The following is a 20,670-nucleotide window of genomic DNA, read 5'->3' as shown; positions in this document are numbered from 1 at the left end:
TGGCGCGGGCACACCGGTGGTGCGGCCGGCTGGCCTACCTGCTCTTGCGAGATGTCAGTCCTCGATCTCGATCGAGGTGATGGTGATGTCCTCGACCGGGCGGTCGCCGGGACGCGTGCGGGCACCGGCGATCGCGTCGACCACCGCGCGGCTCTCGTCGTCGGCCACCTTGCCGAAGATCGTGTGCTTGCCGGTCAGCCAGTCCGTGGGGGCCACGGAGATGAAGAACTGCGAACCGTTGGTGCCGCCCACCTTGCCGGTGACCGGGTTGAGGGCCTTGCCCGCGTTGGCCATCGCCAGCAGGTAGGGCTCGTCGAAGCGGAGCTCCGGGTGGATCTCGTCGTCGAACTGGTAGCCGGGGCCGCCACGGCCGGAACCGAGCGGGTCGCCGCCCTGGATCATGAAGCCGGAGATGACACGGTGGAAGACCACGCCGTCGTACAGCGGGTCGGTGCGCTCGGCGCCGGTGGCCGGGTCCTTCCACGGCTTGGTGCCCGTGGCGAGGCCGACGAAGTTCTCGACCGTCGTCGGCGCGTGGTTGGGGTAGAGCTCGATCCGGATGTCTCCGGCGGACGTGTGCAGGGTGGCGAACATGCCTCCAGTCTGGCACGGGGCGGCCTGTGAAGGTCCGACGGAGGCGCTCGCCAGCCCCTGCGCACCAAGCACCCAGGTGGCAGAGTGTGTAGTCAGTGCAGCGAACCTGACGTGGGAGTGAACATGCCCTTCACCCGTTCGAAGATCGACGTCGACACCGACAAGCTCAAGGACCAGGCCTCCGACCTCGGCTCCACGCTGAGCGGTGCGGCGAGCCAGGCGGCGTCCGGCGCCAAGCAGGCCGCCGGCAAGGCGGCCGATGCCGCGGAGCAGGCCAAGGAGTGGACCACTCCCAAGGTCGAGGCGTTCGTCGACTGGCTCGTCCCGCGCGTCGAGCACCTGTACAAGGAGAGCGTGAAGGTGGCCGCACCCAAGGTGCAGACCGCCGCCGAGAAGGCGAGCCCGGCCATCGACACGGCGCACGACAAGCTGGTCGACGACGTTCTTCCCCGGCTGATCCAGGCGATGAACGACGCCGCAGTCAAGGCCGGCGCCGCCGTGGAGAAGGCCGCCGACGCGGCCTCCGACAAGGCCAACGCGAAGGCGTCGGCCGTCGCCGCGGCTGCTGCCGCGAAGGCGGAGAAGAAGCACCGAGGCGGCAAGGTCGTCCTTCTCGTCGTCGGCCTGCTGGGTGCGGGCGCCGCGTTCGCCGCCTGGCGCCGGTCGCAGACCACCGTCGACCCGTGGGCCGAGCCGTGGGAGCCGACCGACTCGTTCGGGTCGTCGAGCACCGCGCGGTCCAGCGCGGGTGACGCCGCCGACGCGCTCGGTGAGGCGGCCGGTTCCGCCGTCGCGAAGGGCCGCGAGGCCACCCACAAGGCGGCCGAGAAGGTCTCCGACGCCAAGGACGCGCTCACCGAGAAGCTCTCCGACGCCGGCGACGCCATCTCGGAGAAGGTGTCCGACGCGAAGGACGCCGCCACCGAGACGGCCAAGAAGGTCACCCGCCGCGCGCCGGCCAAGCCCGCGACCGATGTGCCGCCGACCGCCACGGAGGGCGACACCGCCTCCTGATCCACGCCGATCGATCACCCGGAGCCGCGGTCACCTCGAGGTGGCCGCGGCTCCGTCGTGGGCCGCCCGGAACGCGATCGTCGTCGTACCCAGCGCGGACGCCACGAAGACGGCCGCGAGGAGGGCCCATCCGCCCATCCTCAGCCCGATCGCGGCGGTGAGCAGGACCGGAGCGGCCATGGCGCCCAGGTTGTAGCCCATCGAGAACACGCCCTGATAGGCACCCGGCGCCCGCGGGTCGGCGAGCTCGAAGCTCAGCCCCCACGCCGCCGCCTGGGACAGCACCTCCGCGAACGCGTGCGCGAGCGCGGCCGCCACCAGGATCGCGACGGCCACCCACGGCCGATGCCCGCTCGCGAGCTCGTAGGCCGCACAGGCGACGGCCATGAGCCCGCCGGCGACGATCATGACGCGGCCGGCGTGGCGCAGATCGTCGGTCCCGCGGGACAGGGGGACCTGGAAGAGCACGACGACGATCGTGTTGAGGATCAGCAGCGCGGCGACGACCGCCGTCGGCGCCTGGGTGTGGTGCACGATCCACAGCGGGACGCCCACCTCGGCGAGGCCGAACTGCATGCCGAACACGGCGCTCAGCACGCTCAGGGTCAGGTAGCGCGGGTCGCGCCAGGGGGAGCGCGGCCGCTCGACGAGCGACGCGCGGGCAGGTGCCGGCCGCATGCGCTCGTCGACGTGCGCGTCCACGCGGGCCGGAAGGCGCAGCACGACGAGGCTGCTGAGCGCGAAGACAGCCCCGGACGCGCCGATGACCAGGCGGAACGCGAGGTCGGAGTCCAGGGCCAGCGCGACGCCGCCCACCAGGGAACCCACCGCGATCGACAGGTTGGTCACGGTCCGCAGCACGGCGCGCGCGTGGACGCGCGCGGGCCCCTCGAAGGCCCGCGCGATCACGGCCATGCGCACGGTGTTGCCCGCGGAGTCGAACATCCCGACGAGCGCCGCGACCACCAGCGCCGCGGCGAAGGACTGCACCGCGACGTACCCGCACAGCGCGACGCCCTCGAGCGCCATGAACGCGAACATGAGGCGCCTGGCGCGGAACCTGTCCGCGAGGTAGCCGGCCGGTGCCGACGCCGCGACCCCCGCCGCTCCGGAGACCGTCAGCACCGCCGCGACCTGGGCGGGGTGCAGGCCGACCACGAGCGTCAGGTAGACCGCCGTGACCGCCAGGAACACGCCCCGGCCCAGGCGCCCGACGAGCGTGGCGGCGACCAGCACGCGCAGCACGGGATCCGCGACCGAAGCGGCCAGGCGTGCGACGAGCGTGTGTGGATCGCGCGGTTCGGCGCTGAGGACGGGCGTGGGATCGCCCGCCGCGTCGAGGGGGAGCGGGACGTCGAGCGCGGGCTGCGTGGGCACGTCCGTAGGTTCACCGACGACCGCCAACTCGCGGAACGGATGTAGCGTCTGGCTACATGTTGCGCTACGAGCTGACGGACGCCGACGTCGGGGGCGTGCGGTTCGGCATCTCCCCGCTGTGCGAGCTGGGCCTGTCGCTGCGCGCGGTGCACGACCCGTCGCGCTTCCCGCTGCAGCTGCCGTGGCTGCGCCGCACCGAGCCCGCACGCCAGCGCCTCGACATGCGCACGCTGCTGGCGCTGGTCGACGACCGCCAGTGGACCCCTGACTTCCTCAACCCGAGCCCGGCGTCCCCGCTGACCAGGATCGACGACGAGCTCGCGGCGCTGGCGGGGACGCCCGACGACGTCGTCGAGCACGACCTCGTAGCGGTCCACGGCAGCATCCCGGCCGCCCTGGGCCGCACGCCGGCCGAGGCGTTGGCGCGGATCGTGGCGGCGCTGCACGAGATGTGGGACCTGTGCTTCGAGCCGTACTGGCCCCGGATCCGAGCCGTGCTCGAGGCGGACATCGCGTTCCGCGGGCGCGTGCTGGCGCAGTCCGGGCTGTCCCGCATGCTCAACGAGCTGGCGCCGACGGTGTCGTTCGACGGGCGGGCCGTGTCGATGACGACCTGCGACCCCCGCCCACGCAGCTACGCGACCGACGGCGCCGGGCTGACCCTCGTGCCGACCATGTTCACGCGTCGCGCATCGGCGCCCGTCTCGTTCGGGCCGCCCATGATCCTGTACAGCGCACGCGGTCAGGGCGCGCTGTGGGAGACGGAGGACGTGTCGGACCCCGCGGCCGTCACCGCCGTCCTGGGTGCCGTCCGCGCGCGCCTGCTCGTCGCGCTGGCCGAACCCGCGTCGTCCACCGAGCTGGCCGTGCGGTTCGACGTCACCACGTCCGCGGTGAACCAGCACCTGCGCGTGCTGCGCGACGCGGGCCTGGTCACCTCGAGCCGGTACGGCCGCAGCGTCCTCTACCTGCGCAGCGACCTCGGCAGCGCCCTGCTGGCGGGGGCCGCCTGAAGGCGGGGCGCGGCGGCGGGTCGACCGCCGCGCCAGGATCACCCGGCACCTTCGTCGGGCAAAGGACTTGCCCGACGTGAGCCCGACGACGACGCTGCCACCATGACCACCCTCGCGGACCTCTGGCCCCCCGCAGGTCTGTCGCTGACCTGCGGCGACCTCGTGCTCACGGTCCCCGACACGCCCACGCTCGTCGCGCTGGGCGAGGTCGCGGGGCGCGGCGTGCACGCGGAGGACGCGATGCCGTTCCTGACGCCGTGGACCCGCGGCGAGCCGCGCGACGTCGCGCGGGCCGTCGTCACCTACAACCGGGGCCTGCACGCGCGCATGGCCGCGGACGACTGGTCCCTCACGCTCGCGGTCCTGCGCGACGGCGTGCCCGTCGGCATGCAGGGCATCCAGGGCAAGGGCTTCCCGATGCTGCGTGAGGTCGAGTCGGGATCCTGGCTGGGGCGCGAGTTCCAGGGGCAGGGGATCGGGCTGCGGATGCGGTTGATGATCCTGCACCTGGCGTTCGACGGTTTCGGCGCCGATCGGGCCCTGACCAGCGCCTTCGCCGACAACGCCGCGTCGAACGCCGTCAGCCGCCGCCTCGGCTACGCGCCCAACGGCGAGCACTGGCTGGCGCGCGAGGGCGTGCCGGCGAAGGACCTGCGGTACGTCCTGACGCGCGAGGCGTGGGAGCAGCGGCCCGACGAGCACCGCCTCGACGTCACGTACGCCGGACTGGACGCCGTCCGCGAGTTCCTGCAGATCACGGACCCGCGCCGACCCGCCTAATCGTTTCGGCTCGTTGACCCCGGACCGCCGCGTGCGGACGATGCGCGAGCGGGCACGAACGCCCGCGCCCGTCTCCATCGTCGTAGAAGGGGTTCCCCATGTCACGCCTCGCTCCCGGTGCACGTGCCGGGTCCGCCGCCTCGCGCCGGCGACCCGCCGTAGCGCTGGGCACCACCCTGGCCGTCGCCGCGGGCCTGCTCGCCGCCCCGCTGGCCACGTCGGCGTCGGCCGCCGGCGACTTCAACTACGCCGAGGCCCTGCAGAAGTCGATGTTCTTCTACGAGGCGCAGCGCTCCGGCGACCTGCCCGCGGACAACCCCGTGTCCTGGCGCGGCGACTCCGGCATGAGCGACGGCTCCGACAACGGCGTGGACCTGACCGGCGGCTGGTACGACGCGGGCGACCACGTGAAGTTCGGCCTGCCCATGGCGTTCACGACGACGATGCTCGCCTGGGGCGCCATCGCCTCACCCCAGGGCTACACCAAGGCGGGTCAGCTCGACGAGCTCAAGGACAACCTGCGCTGGGTCGACGACTACTTCGTCAAGGCCCACACCGCCACCAACGAGCTGTACGTGCAGGTGGGCGACGGCGAGGCGGACCACAAGTGGTGGGGCCCGGCCGAGGTCATGACAATGGCGCGCCCGTCGTACAAGATCAGCCCGAGCTGCCCCGGCTCGGACGTCGCGGGGGAGACGGCCGCGGCCCTGGCGTCGTCGGCCATCGTCCTCAAGTCCGACGACCCGACGTACGCCGCCAAGCTCATCACGCACGCCAAGCAGCTCTACAGCTTCGCGGACACCTACCGCGGCGCGTACTCGGACTGCGTCACGGCCGCGTCCGCGTACTACAAGTCGTGGTCCGGCTACCAGGACGAGCTCGTCTGGGGCGCGTACTGGCTCTACAAGGCGACCGGCGACGCGACCTACCTGGCCAAGGCCGAGTCGGAGTACGACAAGCTCAGCCGCGAGAACCAGACCACCACGCACTCCTACAAGTGGACGGTCGCGTGGGACGACAAGACCTACGCGATGTACGCGCTGCTGGCCATGGAGACCGGCAAGCAGCAGTACATCGACGATGCCAACCGGTGGCTCGACTACTGGACCGTGGGCGTCAACGGTCAGAAGGTGCCGTACTCGCCGGGCGGCGAGGCCGTCCTCGACTCGTGGGGCTCGCTGCGGTACGCGGCCAACACCTCGTTCGTCGCGCTGGTCTACTCCGACTGGCTGACCGACGCGACGCGCAAGGCCAGGTACCACGACTTCGGCGTGCGGCAGATCAACTACGCGCTCGGCGACAACCCCCGCAAGTCCAGCTACGTCGTCGGCTTCGGCACCAACGCACCGCAGAACCCGCACCACCGCACGGCGCACGGGTCGTGGCTGGACTCGATGACCGACCCGGTCAAGACGCGGCACGTCCTGTACGGCGCGCTCGTCGGCGGGCCGTCGTCTGCCAACGACGCCTACACCGACAGCCGCAGCGACTACACGTCCAACGAGGTCGCGACCGACTACAACGCCGGGTTCTCCAGCGCGCTGGCGCGCCTGACGCAGGAGTACGGCGGCACGCCGCTGGCGAGCTTCCCCGTCGCGGAGAAGCCGGACCAGGACGAGATCTTCGTCGAGGCCATGCTGAACCAGCCTCCGGGCTCCACGTTCACCGAGGTCAAGACCATGATCCGCAACGAGTCGGCCTTCCCGGCCCGCTCGCTGAAGAACGCGACCCTGCGCTACTGGTTCACGCTCGACTCCGGCGTCCCGGCCTCGAGCCTGGCGCTGTCCGCCAACTACAGCGAGTGCGGCCCGCAGACCGCCAAGCCCGTCTCGGCCGGCGGCAACCTGTACTACGCGGAGATCAGCTGCGTGGGCCAGAACATCTACCCGGGCGGGCAGTCGCAGCACCGGCGTGAGATCCAGTTCCGCGTGACCGGCGCGGCGGGCTGGGACGCGACCAACGACCCGTCGTTCGCGGGCCTGAACACCACGGCGCTCGCCAAGACCAAGGCGATCACGCTGTACGACGGCGGCAAGCTGATCTGGGGCACCGAGCCGACGGGCACGACGACGGACACGACGGCGCCCTCGGTGCCGACCGCGCTGACGTCGTCGGCCGTCACGTCCTCGGGCGCGACGCTGTCCTGGGGCGCGTCGACGGACACGGGCGGGTCGGGGCTGGCGGGTTACGAGGTCCTGCGGGTCAACGGCACGACGACGACGGTCGTCGCGGCGCCCACCACCACGTCGACGACCCTCACCGGGCTCACGGCGGACACCTCCTACACCTACGCCGTCCGCGCCAAGGACGGCGCCGGCAACGTGTCCGCAGCAAGCACCGCGGTCACGTTCAAGACCACCGCCGCGCCGATCACCGACACGACGGCACCCTCGGTGCCCGCGTCGCTGACGTCGTCGGCCGTCACGTCCTCGGGCGCGACCCTCACCTGGGCCGCGTCCACGGACACCGGCGGGTCGGGTCTGGCGGGCTACGAGGTCCTGCGGGTCAACGGCACGACGACGACGGTCGTCGCGGCGCCCACCACCACGTCGACGACCCTCACCGGCCTCACCGCCGACACGTCGTACACCTACGCGGTGCGCGCCAAGGACGGCGCCGGCAACGTGTCCGCAGCAAGCACCGCGGTCACGTTCAAGACCACCGCGGCGCCCGTCACCGACACCACGGCGCCGTCCGTCCCGACCGGGGGAGCGGCCTCCGCGATCACCTCGTCGGGCGCGACCCTGAGCTGGACGGCGTCCACGGACACCGGCGGGTCGGGTCTGGCGGGCTACCAGGTGCTGCGGGTGGACGGCACGACGACGACGCTCGTCGCCTCGCCCACCACGGCGACCACCACCCTGGCGGGCCTGACGCCGTCCACCGCCTACACCTACGTGGTGCGGGCCAAGGACGGCGCCGGCAACGTCTCGGCGTCCAGCGCCGCGATCACGTTCACGACGCTCACCGACACGACGCCCGCCGGTGCGTGCGCCGTGAAGTACACGACGAGCGACTGGAACGTCGGCTTCACCGCCGCGCTCAAGATCACCAACACGGGCACCACCGCCACCAACGGCTGGACCCTGAAGATCACGTTCCCCGCCGGCCAGCAGCTCCAGCAGGGCTGGAGCGCCACCTGGTCGCAGACCGGCACCGTGCTCACCGGCACGTCGCTGGGCTGGAACGGCAACCTGGCGCCGGGCGCGAGCACCGACGTCGGCTTCAACGCCAGCCACACGGGCACCAACACGCGCCCGACGACGATCACGCTGAACGGAGCCGCCTGCAGCGTGAGCTGATCGCCGCCTGGTCGAAGGGCCGTCGCACCCGCGTCTGCAGCGCGGGTGCGGCGGCCCTCTCGGTTTTTGCGTTGCTGCTCGATGTATCGTTGCGGGCAGCCTCGCGGATCCAGCCGCGCGTGACAGAGGCCGAACGAGAGTGAAGGAAAGATGACGGGTACTCCAGCCGCCTGACAGCGCGCCGATGCCTTCCCTGCGGGGTCGAGGCATCACGGCGCACCGACGCCGACCAGGAGTACCCGCATGCCTGTCATTTCGTCGTCCGTCGTTCTCACGGACGTGTCCTTCGCCTGGCCCGACGGCCAGCCCGTTCTCACCGGCGTGTCCGGCGCCTTCGGCGTCGGCCGCACAGGGCTCGTCGGCGCCAACGGCGCCGGCAAGTCCACGCTGCTACGGCTCATCGCCGGCCACCTCGCGCCATCCTCGGGCTCGATCTCGATCGCCGGGATCGCCGACTACCTGCCCCAGCGCTTCGACTCCGCCGGGACGCTCGCCGACCTCCTCGGTGTGCGTGACGTCGTCGACGCCGTCCGTGCCATCACCTCCGGAGATGCGTCCCCGGACCTGTTCGAACGCGTCGGGGACGACGGCTGGGACGTGGAGGAGCGTGCTGTGGCGGCACTCGCTGCCATCGGCCTGCCGACGGACCTCGATCGTCGGACGGCGACGTTGTCCGGTGGGGAGGGGATGCTCGCAGCCGTGACCGGCATCCGTCTGCGTGCCGCCGACGTCGCGCTGCTGGACGAGCCGACCAACAATCTCGACGGTGCCGGACGCGAACGGCTCTACGACCTCATCCGGTCGTGGCGCGGTGCGCTCGTCGTCGTCTCCCACGACCGGGCGCTCCTCGAGCTCGTCGACGAGACGGCGGAGCTGCGCACCGGTGCCCTGACGACGTTCGGTGGGACGTACACCGCGTACGAGGCCGTCGTCGACACCCAGCAGCAGGCGGCCCTCCGCTCCCTCCGCGATGCCGAGGCCACGCTCCGCAAGGAGAAGCGGCAGCGGATCGAGGCCGAGGAGAAGATCGCCCACTCGCAACGGCAGGGTCGCAAGGACACCGCGAACCGGAAGTACATCGGCGCCGTCGTGGACATGCGACGGAACGCCGCTGAGAAGGCCCAGGGTGCGCGCCGTGGCCTGGCCATCGGCAAGGAGGAGGACGCTCGTGCCGCTGTCGCTGCGGCCGAGCGGGCCGTCCGGAGCGACGACCGCATCGTCATCGACCTGCCCGATCCGGACCTACCGTCCGGCCGTCGGATCGCCGAGGTCGGCGGGCACGTCGTCGTCGGTCCCGAACGCGTGGCCCTCACCGGGCCCAACGGCGTCGGCAAGACGACCCTGCTCCGCGAGCTCGCGGCGGGCCGCGGCCTGTTCACCGACCGGGTCGCCTACCTGCCGCAGGGCCTCGACCTGATCGAGGACGACGCGACGGTGCTGGCCGCCGTTTCCGCGGGCGCTCCGACGACGCCGGTCCCCGAGCTGCGCAACCGCCTCGCACGGTTCCTCGTCCGCGGCGACCAGGTGCATCGGCCCGTGGCGTCACTGTCCGGCGGTGAGCGCTTCCGTGTCACCCTCGCGCGGCTCCTCCTCGCCGACCCTCCCGCTCAGCTCCTCATCCTCGACGAGCCGACCAACAACCTCGACATCGCGTCCGTCGACCGACTCGTGGAAGCCCTGTCCGCCTACCGAGGTGCCGTCCTCGTGGTCAGCCACGACCGCAGCTTCCTGGACAGGCTCGGCATCGAGGTCGACATCGTCATGGCCCCGGGCCCCCACGGCCCGACGTTCACGTCCACGAGGCGGTGACCGGAGCGATGTGCGTCAACGAGCGAGAGCACGCAGGTAACGCCGACGGTAGACCCGCTGCGCCACCAGGATCGCAGGGAACGCCACGCGCCACCGCCCGCGGCCGGGGCGAGTGAGGGAGCGCAGGGTCAGGTTGACCGTTCCGTCGTCGTCGCGGTGCACGACGAAGGCCTCCTCACCGCTGACAGGGTGGCCGGGCAGCGTGCCGTAGGCGAACCCTGCACGGTCGGGTTCGTCGACGACCGCGACGACGACCACCGGCTCGGTGATCCGCAACGGCCAGACGAGGGCCACGAGGCGGTGCTCGTCACCTTCGACCACCCGGCTCCCCGGTTTCACGTGAAACCCGCTGCGGGTCTTGATGCCCCAACGCAGCACCTGCTCCGAGGCCCACGCCCAGTGCTCGTCGCCCCGGCCGATCGCGATCGTCTTCTCGAACGCGCGGTACCCGTCCCGCGGCGACCAGGCGCGCTCGGCGGGCGTCGTCGCGCCGACGTCCGGGTAGGTGGTCACCGGCGACGACCGAAAAGACCGCGACTCTGGGGGATCATGCCGGGGATCTGTTCGTCGGTCGTCTTCGACGTCGGCGCCTGAGCGGGCGCCGGGACCGTCGCCTCGTCCGCGGTGGTCCGCGGCGCCGGCGATCCGTCGAGCTCGGCGCGCACCCGGTCGAGGAACTCGTCGACGTCGGCCATGTCGTAGCCCTCGCGGAACTTCGTCGCCGTGAACCGGGCGCCGTCCAGGTCGGCCGGCGTCAGCGCGCCGGGCGCGCCGGCCAGGCGAGCGCGCAGCCCCGCGACGACGCGGTCCAGGAAGTCGTCGACCTCGTCCTGGTCGTAGCCGTCGCGGAACTTGGTGGCCTTGAACCGGACGGCCTCGACATCCTCGGGTGTGAGCACGACGGGATCATCGCACCGTTCGGCCCGGCGCGCGGGTCGGCTCGTCGACGTCTCAGGTTCCGTCGTGGCGCGCATAGAGGGACACCAGCTCAGCGCCCAGGTTCGCCAGCTCCGCACGGACGTCGTCGGGCTCCAGGACCTCGACGGCCGCGCCGAACCCTGCGAGGTGCTCCGCCACCGAACGAGCCGTGTGCGACGAGACGGCGACGCGTGCGCGTCCGCCGTCCTCGTCGGCCAGGACGCTCACGTGCCGACCGAACTGTCCGCGCAGGACCGGGACCAGGCGGGCCGAGGTCATGATCACTGCCGTGACGCGCGACCGGTGCTGCTTCATCTCGTCGACGACGGACTCCCAGATCCGCTCGACGTCCAGGTCGTCCGGTCGGCTCGCCGGCGTCACCTCGAGCGTCACTGCGCTGATGCGGTCCAGGCGGAACGTCCGGCGTCCGTGCGAGGTCCCCGCGACGAGGTACCAGTGCTCCCCCTTGTCGACGAGTGCCCACGGGTCGACGGTCCGCTCGGACGGGCCCGCACGTCCGGCGTAGACGATGGTCACCTGGCGGCGACGGATCACCGCGCTCTGCAGCTCGTCGAGCCACGGTGAACGGGGACGCGCCGGCGCGCCCCATCCGGCCGGGTCGACGACCACCGCGCTCCCCGCTGCCTCCGCCTCGGCGCGGAACGTCGCGGGCAGCGCGCGCACCAGCTTGCGCAGGGCCGACGTCGCCTCGGGGGAGCGGCTGGCCGGGGCGCCGACGAGCAGGAAGAGGGCCCGCGCCTCGCTCGACGTCAACCCGGTCAGGTCGGTGCGTGCGCCGCCGACCAGCGACCAACCTCCGCCGCGGCCTGGTTGCGGATAGACCGGGATTCCTGCCGCGGAGAGCGCCTCGAGGTCGCGGCGCGCGGTCGCCAACGAGACCTCGAGCTCGGAGGCCACTTCCGCAGCGGTCACCCGTCCACGCGACTGCATGAGCAGGAGGGTGGCGACCAGCCGGTCCGCGCGCATGAATCAAGACTTTCAGACAAAGTGCTCAGTTGGTGAGCACTTCAGCGACCAAGGTGGAGTCATGACCACTTCACAGAGCACTTTCCGGGGCCTCGCCAACGTGTCGTTCTTCGCCGACGACCTCGACGCCGCCCGCCGCTGGTACACCGATGTGTTCGGCATCGAGCCGTACTTCGCCCGGGACGGCTACGTCGAGTTCCGCGTCGGCGACGATCTGGACGAGATCGGCATCATCGACCGTCGCTACGCGCCTGGAGCCGGCGGCCCGAGCGGCGCGGTCGTCTCTTGGCACGTCGACGACCTGGCCGGCACGTTCGCGCGGCTCGTCGAGCTCGGCGCCACCGTGCACGACGGGATCCGCGAGCGCGGAGCCGGCTTCGTCACGGCGTCGGTCGTTGACCCGTTCGGCAACCTGCTCGCCGTGATGACCAACCCACACTGGGTCGAGGTGACCGCAGCACGTGAGGCGCTCGCCGACCGGCACGCGTGACGGGTCGTCTGCGCGGCCGTCGTCGGTCGGACGAATCCCGGATCAGACGGCGGCCGCGAAGTCGTGCCTGGGTGCCTCGCTCAGGTGGAACCACATGCGGGCGCGCAGGCGCGACCGCTCGGTCAGCACCGTGAACGGCACGGGCGTCCGGCCCGCGTCGCGCACGGCCTGGTCGAGGTAGTCGCGCAGCTGCCAGACGTCCACCGGGTCACCGGAGCCGTCGGGCTCGAGCGCGGCGCGCAGTCGCGTGGCGTCGTAGCCGAGGTCGGCGGCGACCTGGTCGCGGGTCAGGCCCGTCAGGTCGAGGTTGGCGGTGAGCTCGGCGCGCGTGCGCACCAGCTCGGCGGAGTTCAGGCTCATGGTTCTCAGCTCTCTGACGTGACGTTCCCCGACGGCACCGACCGGACGGCGTCCAGTGCGGCCAGCGTGTCGGGATCGAAGGTGATGTCACCGGCGGCGACGTTGGCCTCCAGGTGAGCGATGTCCGCCGTGCCGGGGATCAGCAACGTGGCGGGGGAGTGGGCGAGCAACCAGGCCAGGCCGACCTGGGCAGGACTGACGCCGAGGTCGGCGGCCGCCTGCTGCACGGCCGGCTCGTCGACGACCTTGGGGATGCCGGGGAACGCGCCACCGAGCGGGAAGTACGGCACCCACGCGATCCCGTTCTCCTCGCAGAGCGCGACCAGGCCCTCGTCGTCGCGCGTCACGAGGCTGTACGCGTTCTGGACGCAGACGATGCCCGCGGGCAGCGCGCGCGTCAGCGTGTTCAGGTCGACGCTGCTGATGCCGATGGCGCCGATGAGGCCCTCGTCCCGCATCGCCACCATCGAGGCGAGCTGGTCGTCGAGGTCGACGACCTGGTCCGCAGGCAGCGGGATGCGGGCCCCGCTGTCCATGCGACGCAGGTTCACCACCGGGACCTGGTCCAGGCCCAGGCTGCGCAGGTTGTCCTCGACGCTCGCTCGCAGCTCCTCGGGGCGCTGCGCGGGCCGCAGCGGGACGGGTCCGCCCGGGTTGGGGTCGGCACCGACCTTCGACACGACCACGACGCCGTCCGCCGGACTCAGCGCCTCGCGCAGCAGGTCGTTCGAAAGACCGTTGCCGTAGAACTGCGCGGTGTCGACGTGGTCCACTCCGAGCTCGACGGCCCGCCGGATGAGCCGGACCGCTGCTGCGCGATCGTCGCGCAGGCGCTCCAGCTGCATGGCGCCGAAACCGACGCGAGAGACCTCGGTGCCGGCGAGCGTTCCGACACCTCCGGGACGGATCTTGTCGGTGGAGTTCATGGTGACCTCGGTTCGCTAGGATGAGAGTCGAAGCGGAGGTGGCTCCGCTTACTCGACGGTAGCACTACCGGAGGAGCCTCCGCTATGCCTGGTGATGTGACGCCAGAGACTCCTGGCGTGCTGTCGACGGACCGTCCGATGCGCGCGCACGCCCGCCGCAACCGCGACGAGCTCCTCGCCGCCGCTCGTCGCGCCCTGGCCGCCACCGACAGCGACGGCGCCGTGTCGCTCGAGGGGATCGCGCGAGACGCGGGCGTCGGCATCGGCACGCTCTACCGACACTTCCCCACCCGCCAGGCACTCTTCGAGGCCGTGTACGGCTCCCAGCTCGACGACCTCACGGCGGGGGCCGACGAGCTCCTGGCCGCTCACCCGCCGGCGATCGCGCTGCGCGAGTGGATCGGCGCCTACGCCGACTTCGCCCGCACCAAGCGCGGGGTCCACGAGACCCTCAAGGCGGGCATGGCCGCCGGTCGCTTGAATCCGTCGACGACCCGCGCCCGCATCAACGCCGCCGTCGAGCCCTTGCTCTCCGCGGGCGCCGCCGACGCGACGTTGCGCAAGGACATCACGGCCGACGACGTCACGACGATGCTCGTCGGCATCTTCCTGGCTACGGCCACGTCACCCGACGGGGAACAGACCACCCGCCTGCTCGACCTCCTGATGGCCGCCCTACGTCCGTAGCACCCCGAGGGGCGCTCGCGTGCTGGGTTCCTCCTGCTATGCGGACGAAAGGCAGACCGTCATCCAGTGCGAAGAGCCCCGAACGCAGCGAGTCGGGACATCCGTGAACGATGTCCCGACTCATCTCGGCGTGGAGCCAAGGGGACTCGAACCCCTAACCCCCTGCTTGCAAAGCAGGTGCGCTACCAATTGCGCCATGGCCCCTCGGGTGGGGCAGGCGGTCACTCGAAGGTGTCGGTGACCTCTGCCCACAGGTCCCGCTCGTCGCGGTCCTGGACGAACTTGGTGTACACGACGTATCCAGCAGCGGCCACGACCGCCAGGAGCAGGATCTTCTTCAACGTGTCCCCCACGGGTGTTCGGGAGTGGGCCTAACAGGACTTGAACCTGTGACCTCTTCCTTATCAGGGAAGCGCTCTAACCGTCTGAGCTATAGGCCCGTATGCGCTGCGCGCCGCATGAGACTACCCCACCCGGAGCGTGGCGCCCAAACCGGCCTACTCGTCGGTCATGGTGACGTGCACGCCGCCCACGAGCGCGGCCACGATGTTGTACAGGAACGCACCGATCGTCGCGAGGGCCGTCAGGAGGAAGACGTCGACGACCGCGATCAGCGTCGCGGCCGAGATGACCTTCTTGAACTCGACGTACTGCAGGATGTTCGGGCTGTTGGCGCCGGTGCCCGTGACCTGCGTGACCAGGTCGTCGACCTGCTTGAACACGTGCAGCTCGTTCAGGGTGAACCAGCCGACTGCCACGCCGACGACGATCATGATGCCGACGGCGACCGACAGCAGGAACGACAGCTTCATGACCGACCACGGGTCCAGGCGGGAGATCGCCAGACGCACGCGGCGCGGGCCCGAGCCCTGCTGGACCGTCGGGATGCGACCCGTGCTGGGGCGTGCGGCGGTCCCCGCCGGGTTCGCACCGGCGACCGGCCGGGCCGAGCCCGTCGCGGGCGCGACCGAGGCCGGCGGTGCGGCCACAGGGATGCTGGTCATGGTCTTGTCCTCGGTCGGGGGCCGGGTGGTGGCCGTGGTGATCGCAGCGGACGTGGCGCCGGCGACCTTCTTGAGCCAGCTGGTGGTCGAGTCGACCGCCATGGCGAGGGGAGAGGGCTGGTCCTCGTCGCCGGCGTCCGCGACGGGGGCTGCGGCAGAGCCGGCGGGCTTCGCCGCTGCAGGCTTGGCGTCCGCGGGCTTGGGGTCCGCGGGCTTCGTGTCCTTCGCCCCCGCGTCCCGCGTCCCGGCGTCCGTGGGCGCCGACGAGCGAGGGGGACGAGTCGCCGTGGACACGCGTGAGGTCGAGCCGTTCTCGCTCGACGACCGAGCTGCTGAACCGCTGGACGAGCCGTTCGACGAGCTGGAGGCGGACCCGTTCGACGAGCCGTGGGACGAACCGCTCGGGGAGGACGACGAGCTCTGCTCCGGTCCGCCACGCGTCTTGCTCGTCGTGCTGCGCCCCGTGCTCACGGTGCGGGTGGGTCCGTCAGAAGGCGCACCTGCGGCGCCTTCCTCGACCGGCGTGACGGTCCATGCGCTCGTCGGGTTCGCACGCGACGACGTCGTCGAACGACCGTTGGAGGTCGACGACGTGGGCCGCTGGCGCGGGGGGATCGACGGGGGCGTGGACTCGCTCATTCATCCTCCGCTGACGGGTCGGCGTCGGTGGGCGGCACTGCTGCGTCGGACACCGTGGTGTCGGCCGCATCGGTGCCCGGAACTGCCGGGTCTGTCCCGTCAGCCTCGCCCACCGTACCCGCATCGTCCGACAGGTGTCGCTCAGTGTTGCGCGCCACGGCGATGATCCGGTCGCCCGAGTCGGGCTTCGCGAAGATGACGCCCTGGGTCGTGCGGCCCGTCGCGTGCACCTCTGACGTGGCGGAACGCACGATCTTGCCGCGCTCCATGATCACCAGGACCTCGTCCTCGGCGTCTGTGACCAACGCCCCAACGAGGTCACCGTTCGCCTCGGGCAAGTTGGCCACCCGGATGCCCAGGCCGCCGCGGCCCTGCTGGCGGTAGTTCTCCACCGTCAGCGCGGTCCGCTTGGCGATGCCGCCCTCGGTCACGGTGAACAGGTAGGCGTCCTCGCGCACGACGTCGGCCGCGAGCAGCTCGTCGTCGCCGCGGAACTTCATGCCCGTGACACCGGAGGTCGCACGACCCATGGGCCGCAGCGCCTCGTCGGACGCCGTGAACCGCACGGACTGCCCCTTGCGGGACACCAGGATCAGGTCCTGGTCGGAGTTGATCAGGCGCGCAGAGACCAGCTCGTCGGGCCTGCCCTCCTCGTCCTCGCGCAGGTTGATCGCGATGACGCCGCCGGACCGGTTGGAGTCGTACTCCGCCAGCCGAGTCTTCTTGACCAGGCCACGCATGGTGGCCAGGACCAGGTGCTCGGCCTGCTCGTAGTCGCGGATGTCCAGCACCTGCGCGATCTGCTCACCGGGCTGGAACGCCAGCAGGTTCGCGACGTGCTGGCCCTTCGCGTCGCGACCGCCCTCGGGCAACTCGTACGCCTTGGCGCGGTAGACGCGGCCCAGGTTGGTGAAGAACAGCAGCCAGTGGTGGGTCGTGGTGACGAAGAAGTGGTCGACGAGGTCGTCCTCGCGCAGCTGCGCGCCGCGCACACCCTTGCCGCCGCGACGCTGCGCCCGGTAGTTGTCCGAGCGGGTGCGCTTCGCGTAGCCGCCACGGGTGATGGTGACGACCATCTCCTCCTCGGCGATGAGGTCCTCGATCGAGACCTCGCCGTCGAACGGCAGGATCTGCGTGCGACGGTCGTCGCCGTACTTGTCGACGATCTCCGAGAGCTCGGTCGAGACGATGTCGCGCTGCTTCTCGTCCGACGCGAGGATCTCGTTCAGCTCGGTGATCCGCGCCTGCAGCTCCGCGTGGTCGCGCAGGATCTTGTCCCGCTCCAGCGCGGCCAGTCGGCGCAGCTGCAACGACAGGATCGCGTTGGCCTGCACCTCGTCGACGTCGAGCAGCTCGATCAGGCCCGCGCGCGCCTCGTCGACGTCCGGCGAGCGCCGGATCAGCGCGATGACCTCGTCGAGCGCGTCGAGCGCCTTGAGGTAGCCGTTGAAGATGTGGATCGCTTCCTCGGCCTTGCGCAGGCGGAAGCGGGTGCGACGCTGGATGACGTCGAGCTGGTGCGTGGTCCAGTGCCGGACGAACGCGTCGATCGACAGCGTGCGGGGGACACCGTCGACGAGCGCCAGCATGTTGGCGCCGAACGTGTCCTGCAGCTGCGTGTGCTTGTAGAGGTTGTTCAGGACGACCTTGGCGACGGCGTCGCGCTTGAGCACGATGACCAGGCGCTGACCGGTGCGGCCCGACGTCTCGTCGCGGATGTCCGCGATGCCCGTGACCCGGTTCTCACGGACCAGGTCGGCGATCTTCTTCGCCAGCGTGTCCGGGTTGACCTGGTACGGCAGCTCGGTGACCACCAGGCAGATGCGGCCCTGGATCTCCTCGACCTCGACGACGGCACGCATCGTGATCGACCCACGGCCGGTCCGGTAGGCGTCCTCGATGCCGCGGTGGCCCAGGATCGTCGCGCCGGTCGGGAAGTCGGGGCCCTTGATCTTGCCGAGCAGGGCCTCGAGCAGCTCCTCGCGCGTCGCCTCGGGGTGCGCCAGGTGCCACTGCACACCGTCCGCGACCTCGCGCAGGTTGTGCGGCGGGATGTTGGTCGCCATGCCGACGGCGATGCCGGCCGAGCCGTTGACCAGCAGGTTCGGGAACCGCGACGGCAGCACCGTGGGCTCCTGCGTGCGGCCGTCGTAGTTGTCCTGGAAGTCGACGGTGTCCTCGTCGATGTCCCGGACCATCTCCATGGCCAGCGGCGCCATCTTGCACTCGGTGTACCGGGGTGCGGCCGCGGGATCGTCGCCGGGGGAGCCGAAGTTGCCCTGGCCGGCGACCAGCGGGTAGCGCATCGACCAGTCCTGCACCAGGCGCACGAGCGCGTCGTAGATGGCCGAGTCGCCGTGCGGGTGGAACTTGCCCATGACGTCGCCGACGACGCGGCTGCACTTGGAGAACTGCCGGTCCGGCCGGTAGCCGCCGTCGTACATCGCGTACAGCACACGCTTGTGGACGGGCTTGAGGCCGTCGCGCACGTCGGGCAGCGCGCGCCCGACGATGACGGACATCGCGTAGTCCAGGTAGGACCGCTGCATCTCGAGCTGCAGGTCCACCTGGTCGATGCGGCCGTGCTCGATGCCGTCGGGTCCGGTCGTGTCAGTCACAGAATTCCTCTATCTCGTCGCGCGTCGTGGAGGCCGGTCAGATTCCTCAGATGTCGAGGAACCTGACGTCCTTCGCGTTGCGCTGGATGAACGAGCGGCGGGACTCGACGTCCTCGCCCATGAGCACGGAGAAGATCTCGTCGGCCGCCGCGGCCTCGTCGAGCGTGATCTGCAGCAGGGTCCGGTGCTCGGGGGACATGGTCGTCTCCCACAGCTCGGAGTAGTCCATCTCGCCGAGACCCTTGTAGCGCTGGATCCCGTTCTCCTTCGGCAGGCGCTTGCCCGCGGCGGTGCCGTCCTTGACGTACGCGTCCCGCTCCCGGTCGGAGTAGACGTAGTCGTCGGCCGCGTTGCTCCACTTGATCCGGTACAGCGGGGGCTGCGCCAGGTAGACGTGGCCGTGCGTGATGAGGTCCGGCATGTACCGGAACAGCAGTGTGAGCAGCAGCGTCGTGATGTGCTGACCGTCGACGTCGGCATCGGCCATGAGCACGATCTTGTGGTACCGCAGCTTGGCGATGTCGAAGTCCTCGCCGATCCCGGTGCCGAAGGCCGTGATCAGCGCCTGGACCTCCTGGTTGCTCAGGGCCTTGTCCAGACGAGCACGCTCGACGTTGAGGATCTTTCCGCGGATGGGCAGGATCGCCTGCGTGCGCGGGTTGCGCCCGCGCACCGCGGAACCACCGGCCGAGTCACCCTCGACCACGAACACCTCGCACTCGGCGGGGTTGTTCGACTGGCAGTCCTTGAGCTTGCCGGGCATGCCGCCGGACTCCAGCAGACCCTTGCGCCGCGTCGCCTCGCGCGCCTTGCGGGCGGCCATGCGGGCGGCCGACGCCTGGATCGACTTGCGGATGACGTCACGCGCCTCGACCGGGTGCGAGTCCAGCCAGTCGCCCAGCTGGTCGTTGACCACCTTCTGCACGAACGTCTTGGCGATGGTGTTGCCGAGCTTGGTCTTCGTCTGCCCTTCGAACTGCGGCTCGCCGAGCTTGACGGAGATGACGGCCGTGAGTCCCTCGCGGATGTCGTCGCCCGTGAGGTTGTCGTCCTTCTCCTTGAGCAGGCCCTTGTCGCGCGCATAGCGGTTGACCAGCGCGGTCATGGCCGCGCGGAAGCCCTCCTCGTGCGTGCCGCCCTCGGTCGTCGAGATCGTGTTGGCGTACGTGTGCACGGACTCGGAGTAGGCCGACGTCCACTGCAACGCGATCTCCACCGAGATGCGCTTGTCCTTGTCCTCCGACTCGAACGCGATGACCTCGGGGTGGATCAGGTCCACCTTCTTGGCCGAGTTGAGGTGCTTGACGTAGTCGAGCAGGCCGTCGTCGTACTTGTAGCTGACGACGCGCGGCTTGGGCGCCGCGTCCTCGCCGTCGACGTCGTCCGCGGAAGTGTCCGCGTGCTCGGGCCGCTCGTCGGTCAGCGTGATGGCGAGGCCCTTGTTGAGGAACGCCATCTGCTGGAAGCGGGCGCGCAGGGTCTCGAAGTCGTACTCGACCGTCTCGAAGATCGTGTCGTCGGCCCAGAAGGTCTGCGTGGTCCCGGTCTCGTCGGTGGCCGCGCCCTGACGGATGCCGCCGACGGGCTTGCCGCCGTCCGCGAAGTCCATCTCCCACGTGTAGCCGTCGCGCCTGACGACGCTGGTCACACGCTTGGACAGCGCGTTGACGACCGAGATGCCGACGCCGTGCAGACCACCGGAGACCGCGTAGCCGGCGCCGCCGAACTTTCCGCCCGCGTGCAGGATCGTCATGACGACCTCGAGGGTGGGCTTGCCCTCGGTGGGGTGCATGGCGACCGGGATGCCTCGGCCGTTGTCGACCACCCGTACGCCACCGTCGGCCAGCAGCGTCACCTCGATGTGGTCGCAGTAGCCGGCCAGGGCCTCGTCCACGGAGTTGTCGACGACCTCGTAGACGAGGTGGTGCAGGCCGCGCTCACCCGTGGAGCCGATGTACATGCCGGGGCGCTTGCGCACCGCCTCGAGCCCCTCGAGGACGGTGATGGCGCTGGCGTCGTAACCGCCGTTGATGTCAGGCTTCGGGCTGCTCTGCTCTGCCACGGGCGGTGGTGCTCCTCAAAGGTTTACACGCCGTCGAGCGCGCCGCCGGACCGGTGGGAGGGCGGATCACTCCATGACGCTGGACTTCCG

General features: G+C 70.8%; 18 protein-coding genes and 2 tRNA genes. 7 read left to right on the top strand and 13 right to left on the bottom strand.

The features are described 5' to 3' along the window. Window positions 1–54: 54 nt before the first annotated feature. Window positions 55–594 carry a peptidylprolyl isomerase gene (locus IC607_RS04830; protein ID WP_191785814.1) on the bottom strand — a complete coding sequence of 180 codons (540 nt, stop codon included), beginning with the start codon at window positions 592–594 and terminating at the stop codon, window positions 55–57. Between the two features lie 123 nt (window positions 595–717). Here IC607_RS04830 and IC607_RS04825 point away from each other — a divergent pair, with 123 nt between their 5' ends. Then, window positions 718–1,608, top strand: coding sequence for a hypothetical protein (locus IC607_RS04825; RefSeq protein ID WP_191785813.1), 891 nt, complete (start codon window positions 718–720; stop codon window positions 1,606–1,608). A gap of 30 nt (window positions 1,609–1,638) precedes the next feature. On the opposite strand, the gene IC607_RS04820 is transcribed toward IC607_RS04825, so the two are convergent. After that, window positions 1,639–2,985 carry an MFS transporter gene (locus tag IC607_RS04820; RefSeq protein ID WP_370526010.1) on the bottom strand — a complete coding sequence of 449 codons (1,347 nt, stop codon included), beginning with the start codon at window positions 2,983–2,985 and terminating at the stop codon, window positions 1,639–1,641. A gap of 56 nt (window positions 2,986–3,041) precedes the next feature. Between IC607_RS04820 and IC607_RS04815 the strand changes: the two genes are divergently transcribed. The 4 genes from IC607_RS04815 (at window position 3,042) to IC607_RS04800 (ending at window position 9,889) form a co-directional block, all read left to right on the top strand. Further along, window positions 3,042–3,998 (top strand): DUF5937 family protein, encoded by a 957-nt coding sequence (locus IC607_RS04815; RefSeq protein WP_191785812.1) that lies wholly within the window; start codon window positions 3,042–3,044, stop codon window positions 3,996–3,998. A gap of 102 nt (window positions 3,999–4,100) precedes the next feature. Beyond that, a complete protein-coding gene (locus IC607_RS04810; protein WP_191785811.1) occupies window positions 4,101–4,778 on the top strand; it encodes a GNAT family N-acetyltransferase in 678 nt (225 codons plus the stop codon). Window positions 4,779–4,876: 98 nt separating this feature from the next. After that, window positions 4,877–8,080, top strand: coding sequence for a glycoside hydrolase family 9 protein (locus tag IC607_RS04805; protein ID WP_191785810.1), 3,204 nt, complete (start codon window positions 4,877–4,879; stop codon window positions 8,078–8,080). 243 nt (window positions 8,081–8,323) lie between these two features. Next, window positions 8,324–9,889, top strand: coding sequence for an ABC-F family ATP-binding cassette domain-containing protein (locus IC607_RS04800; RefSeq protein WP_191785809.1), 1,566 nt, complete (start codon window positions 8,324–8,326; stop codon window positions 9,887–9,889). Between the two features lie 15 nt (window positions 9,890–9,904). Here the strand turns inward: IC607_RS04800 and IC607_RS04795 are convergent, their stop codons facing one another. Genes IC607_RS04795 through IC607_RS04785 form a run of 3 tightly spaced genes read right to left on the bottom strand, consistent with a single transcriptional unit; the run spans window position 9,905 to window position 11,794 of the window. Then, window positions 9,905–10,402, bottom strand: coding sequence for a DUF1990 domain-containing protein (locus IC607_RS04795; protein ID WP_191785808.1), 498 nt, complete (start codon window positions 10,400–10,402; stop codon window positions 9,905–9,907). Next, window positions 10,399–10,788, bottom strand: coding sequence for a DivIVA domain-containing protein (locus IC607_RS04790; protein ID WP_370526009.1), 390 nt, complete (start codon window positions 10,786–10,788; stop codon window positions 10,399–10,401). Before IC607_RS04790 ends, IC607_RS04795 begins: the two co-directional genes overlap by 4 nt. A gap of 52 nt (window positions 10,789–10,840) precedes the next feature. Next, window positions 10,841–11,794, bottom strand: coding sequence for a YafY family protein (locus IC607_RS04785; RefSeq protein WP_191785806.1), 954 nt, complete (start codon window positions 11,792–11,794; stop codon window positions 10,841–10,843). Window positions 11,795–11,855: 61 nt separating this feature from the next. Between IC607_RS04785 and IC607_RS04780 the strand changes: the two genes are divergently transcribed. Next, window positions 11,856–12,284, top strand: coding sequence for a VOC family protein (locus IC607_RS04780; RefSeq protein WP_191785805.1), 429 nt, complete (start codon window positions 11,856–11,858; stop codon window positions 12,282–12,284). A gap of 42 nt (window positions 12,285–12,326) precedes the next feature. Here the strand turns inward: IC607_RS04780 and IC607_RS04775 are convergent, their stop codons facing one another. After that, window positions 12,327–12,644 carry a DUF2316 family protein gene (locus IC607_RS04775; RefSeq protein ID WP_191785804.1) on the bottom strand — a complete coding sequence of 106 codons (318 nt, stop codon included), beginning with the start codon at window positions 12,642–12,644 and terminating at the stop codon, window positions 12,327–12,329. Window positions 12,645–12,649: 5 nt separating this feature from the next. Then, the gene (locus tag IC607_RS04770; protein WP_191785803.1) at window positions 12,650–13,570 is read right to left on the bottom strand and encodes an aldo/keto reductase; all 921 of its coding nucleotides are present in this window, start codon (window positions 13,568–13,570) and stop codon (window positions 12,650–12,652) included. Window positions 13,571–13,687: 117 nt separating this feature from the next. Here IC607_RS04770 and IC607_RS04765 point away from each other — a divergent pair, with 117 nt between their 5' ends. After that, on the top strand, window positions 13,688–14,257 hold the full coding sequence (locus IC607_RS04765; protein ID WP_370526008.1) for a TetR/AcrR family transcriptional regulator: 570 nt from the start codon (window positions 13,688–13,690) through the stop codon (window positions 14,255–14,257). A gap of 131 nt (window positions 14,258–14,388) precedes the next feature. On the opposite strand, the gene IC607_RS04760 is transcribed toward IC607_RS04765, so the two are convergent. The 6 genes from IC607_RS04760 to gyrB all read right to left on the bottom strand — a co-directional run bounded on the left by IC607_RS04760 (window position 14,389) and on the right by gyrB (window position 20,580). Beyond that, a tRNA-Ala gene (locus IC607_RS04760) sits at window positions 14,389–14,461 on the bottom strand. 17 nt (window positions 14,462–14,478) lie between these two features. Next, a complete protein-coding gene (locus tag IC607_RS17295; RefSeq protein WP_370526007.1) occupies window positions 14,479–14,610 on the bottom strand; it encodes a DLW-39 family protein in 132 nt (43 codons plus the stop codon). A 13-nt stretch (window positions 14,611–14,623) separates the two neighbouring features. Further along, a tRNA-Ile gene (locus IC607_RS04755) sits at window positions 14,624–14,697 on the bottom strand. 57 nt (window positions 14,698–14,754) lie between these two features. After that, on the bottom strand, window positions 14,755–15,900 hold the full coding sequence (locus IC607_RS04750) for a DUF3566 domain-containing protein (protein ID WP_191785801.1): 1,146 nt from the start codon (window positions 15,898–15,900) through the stop codon (window positions 14,755–14,757). Then, window positions 15,897–18,518, bottom strand: coding sequence for a DNA gyrase subunit A (gene gyrA / locus IC607_RS04745; RefSeq protein ID WP_191785800.1), 2,622 nt, complete (start codon window positions 18,516–18,518; stop codon window positions 15,897–15,899). The genes IC607_RS04750 and gyrA overlap by 4 nt, the downstream gene beginning before the upstream one ends. Window positions 18,519–18,564: 46 nt before the next feature. Then, complete coding sequence (gyrB, locus tag IC607_RS04740) at window positions 18,565–20,580, bottom strand: DNA topoisomerase (ATP-hydrolyzing) subunit B (RefSeq protein WP_191785799.1); 2,016 nt, start codon at window positions 20,578–20,580, stop codon at window positions 18,565–18,567. Window positions 20,581–20,670: the final 90 nt, after the last annotated feature.

Origin of the sequence: Cellulomonas sp. JH27-2 (assembly GCF_014837175.1) — a bacterium.
Classification (GTDB): domain Bacteria; phylum Actinomycetota; class Actinomycetes; order Actinomycetales; family Cellulomonadaceae; genus Cellulomonas.
The sequence above is the reverse complement of the archived record's forward strand: the minus strand, read 5'-3'. Positions and strand labels throughout refer to the sequence as shown.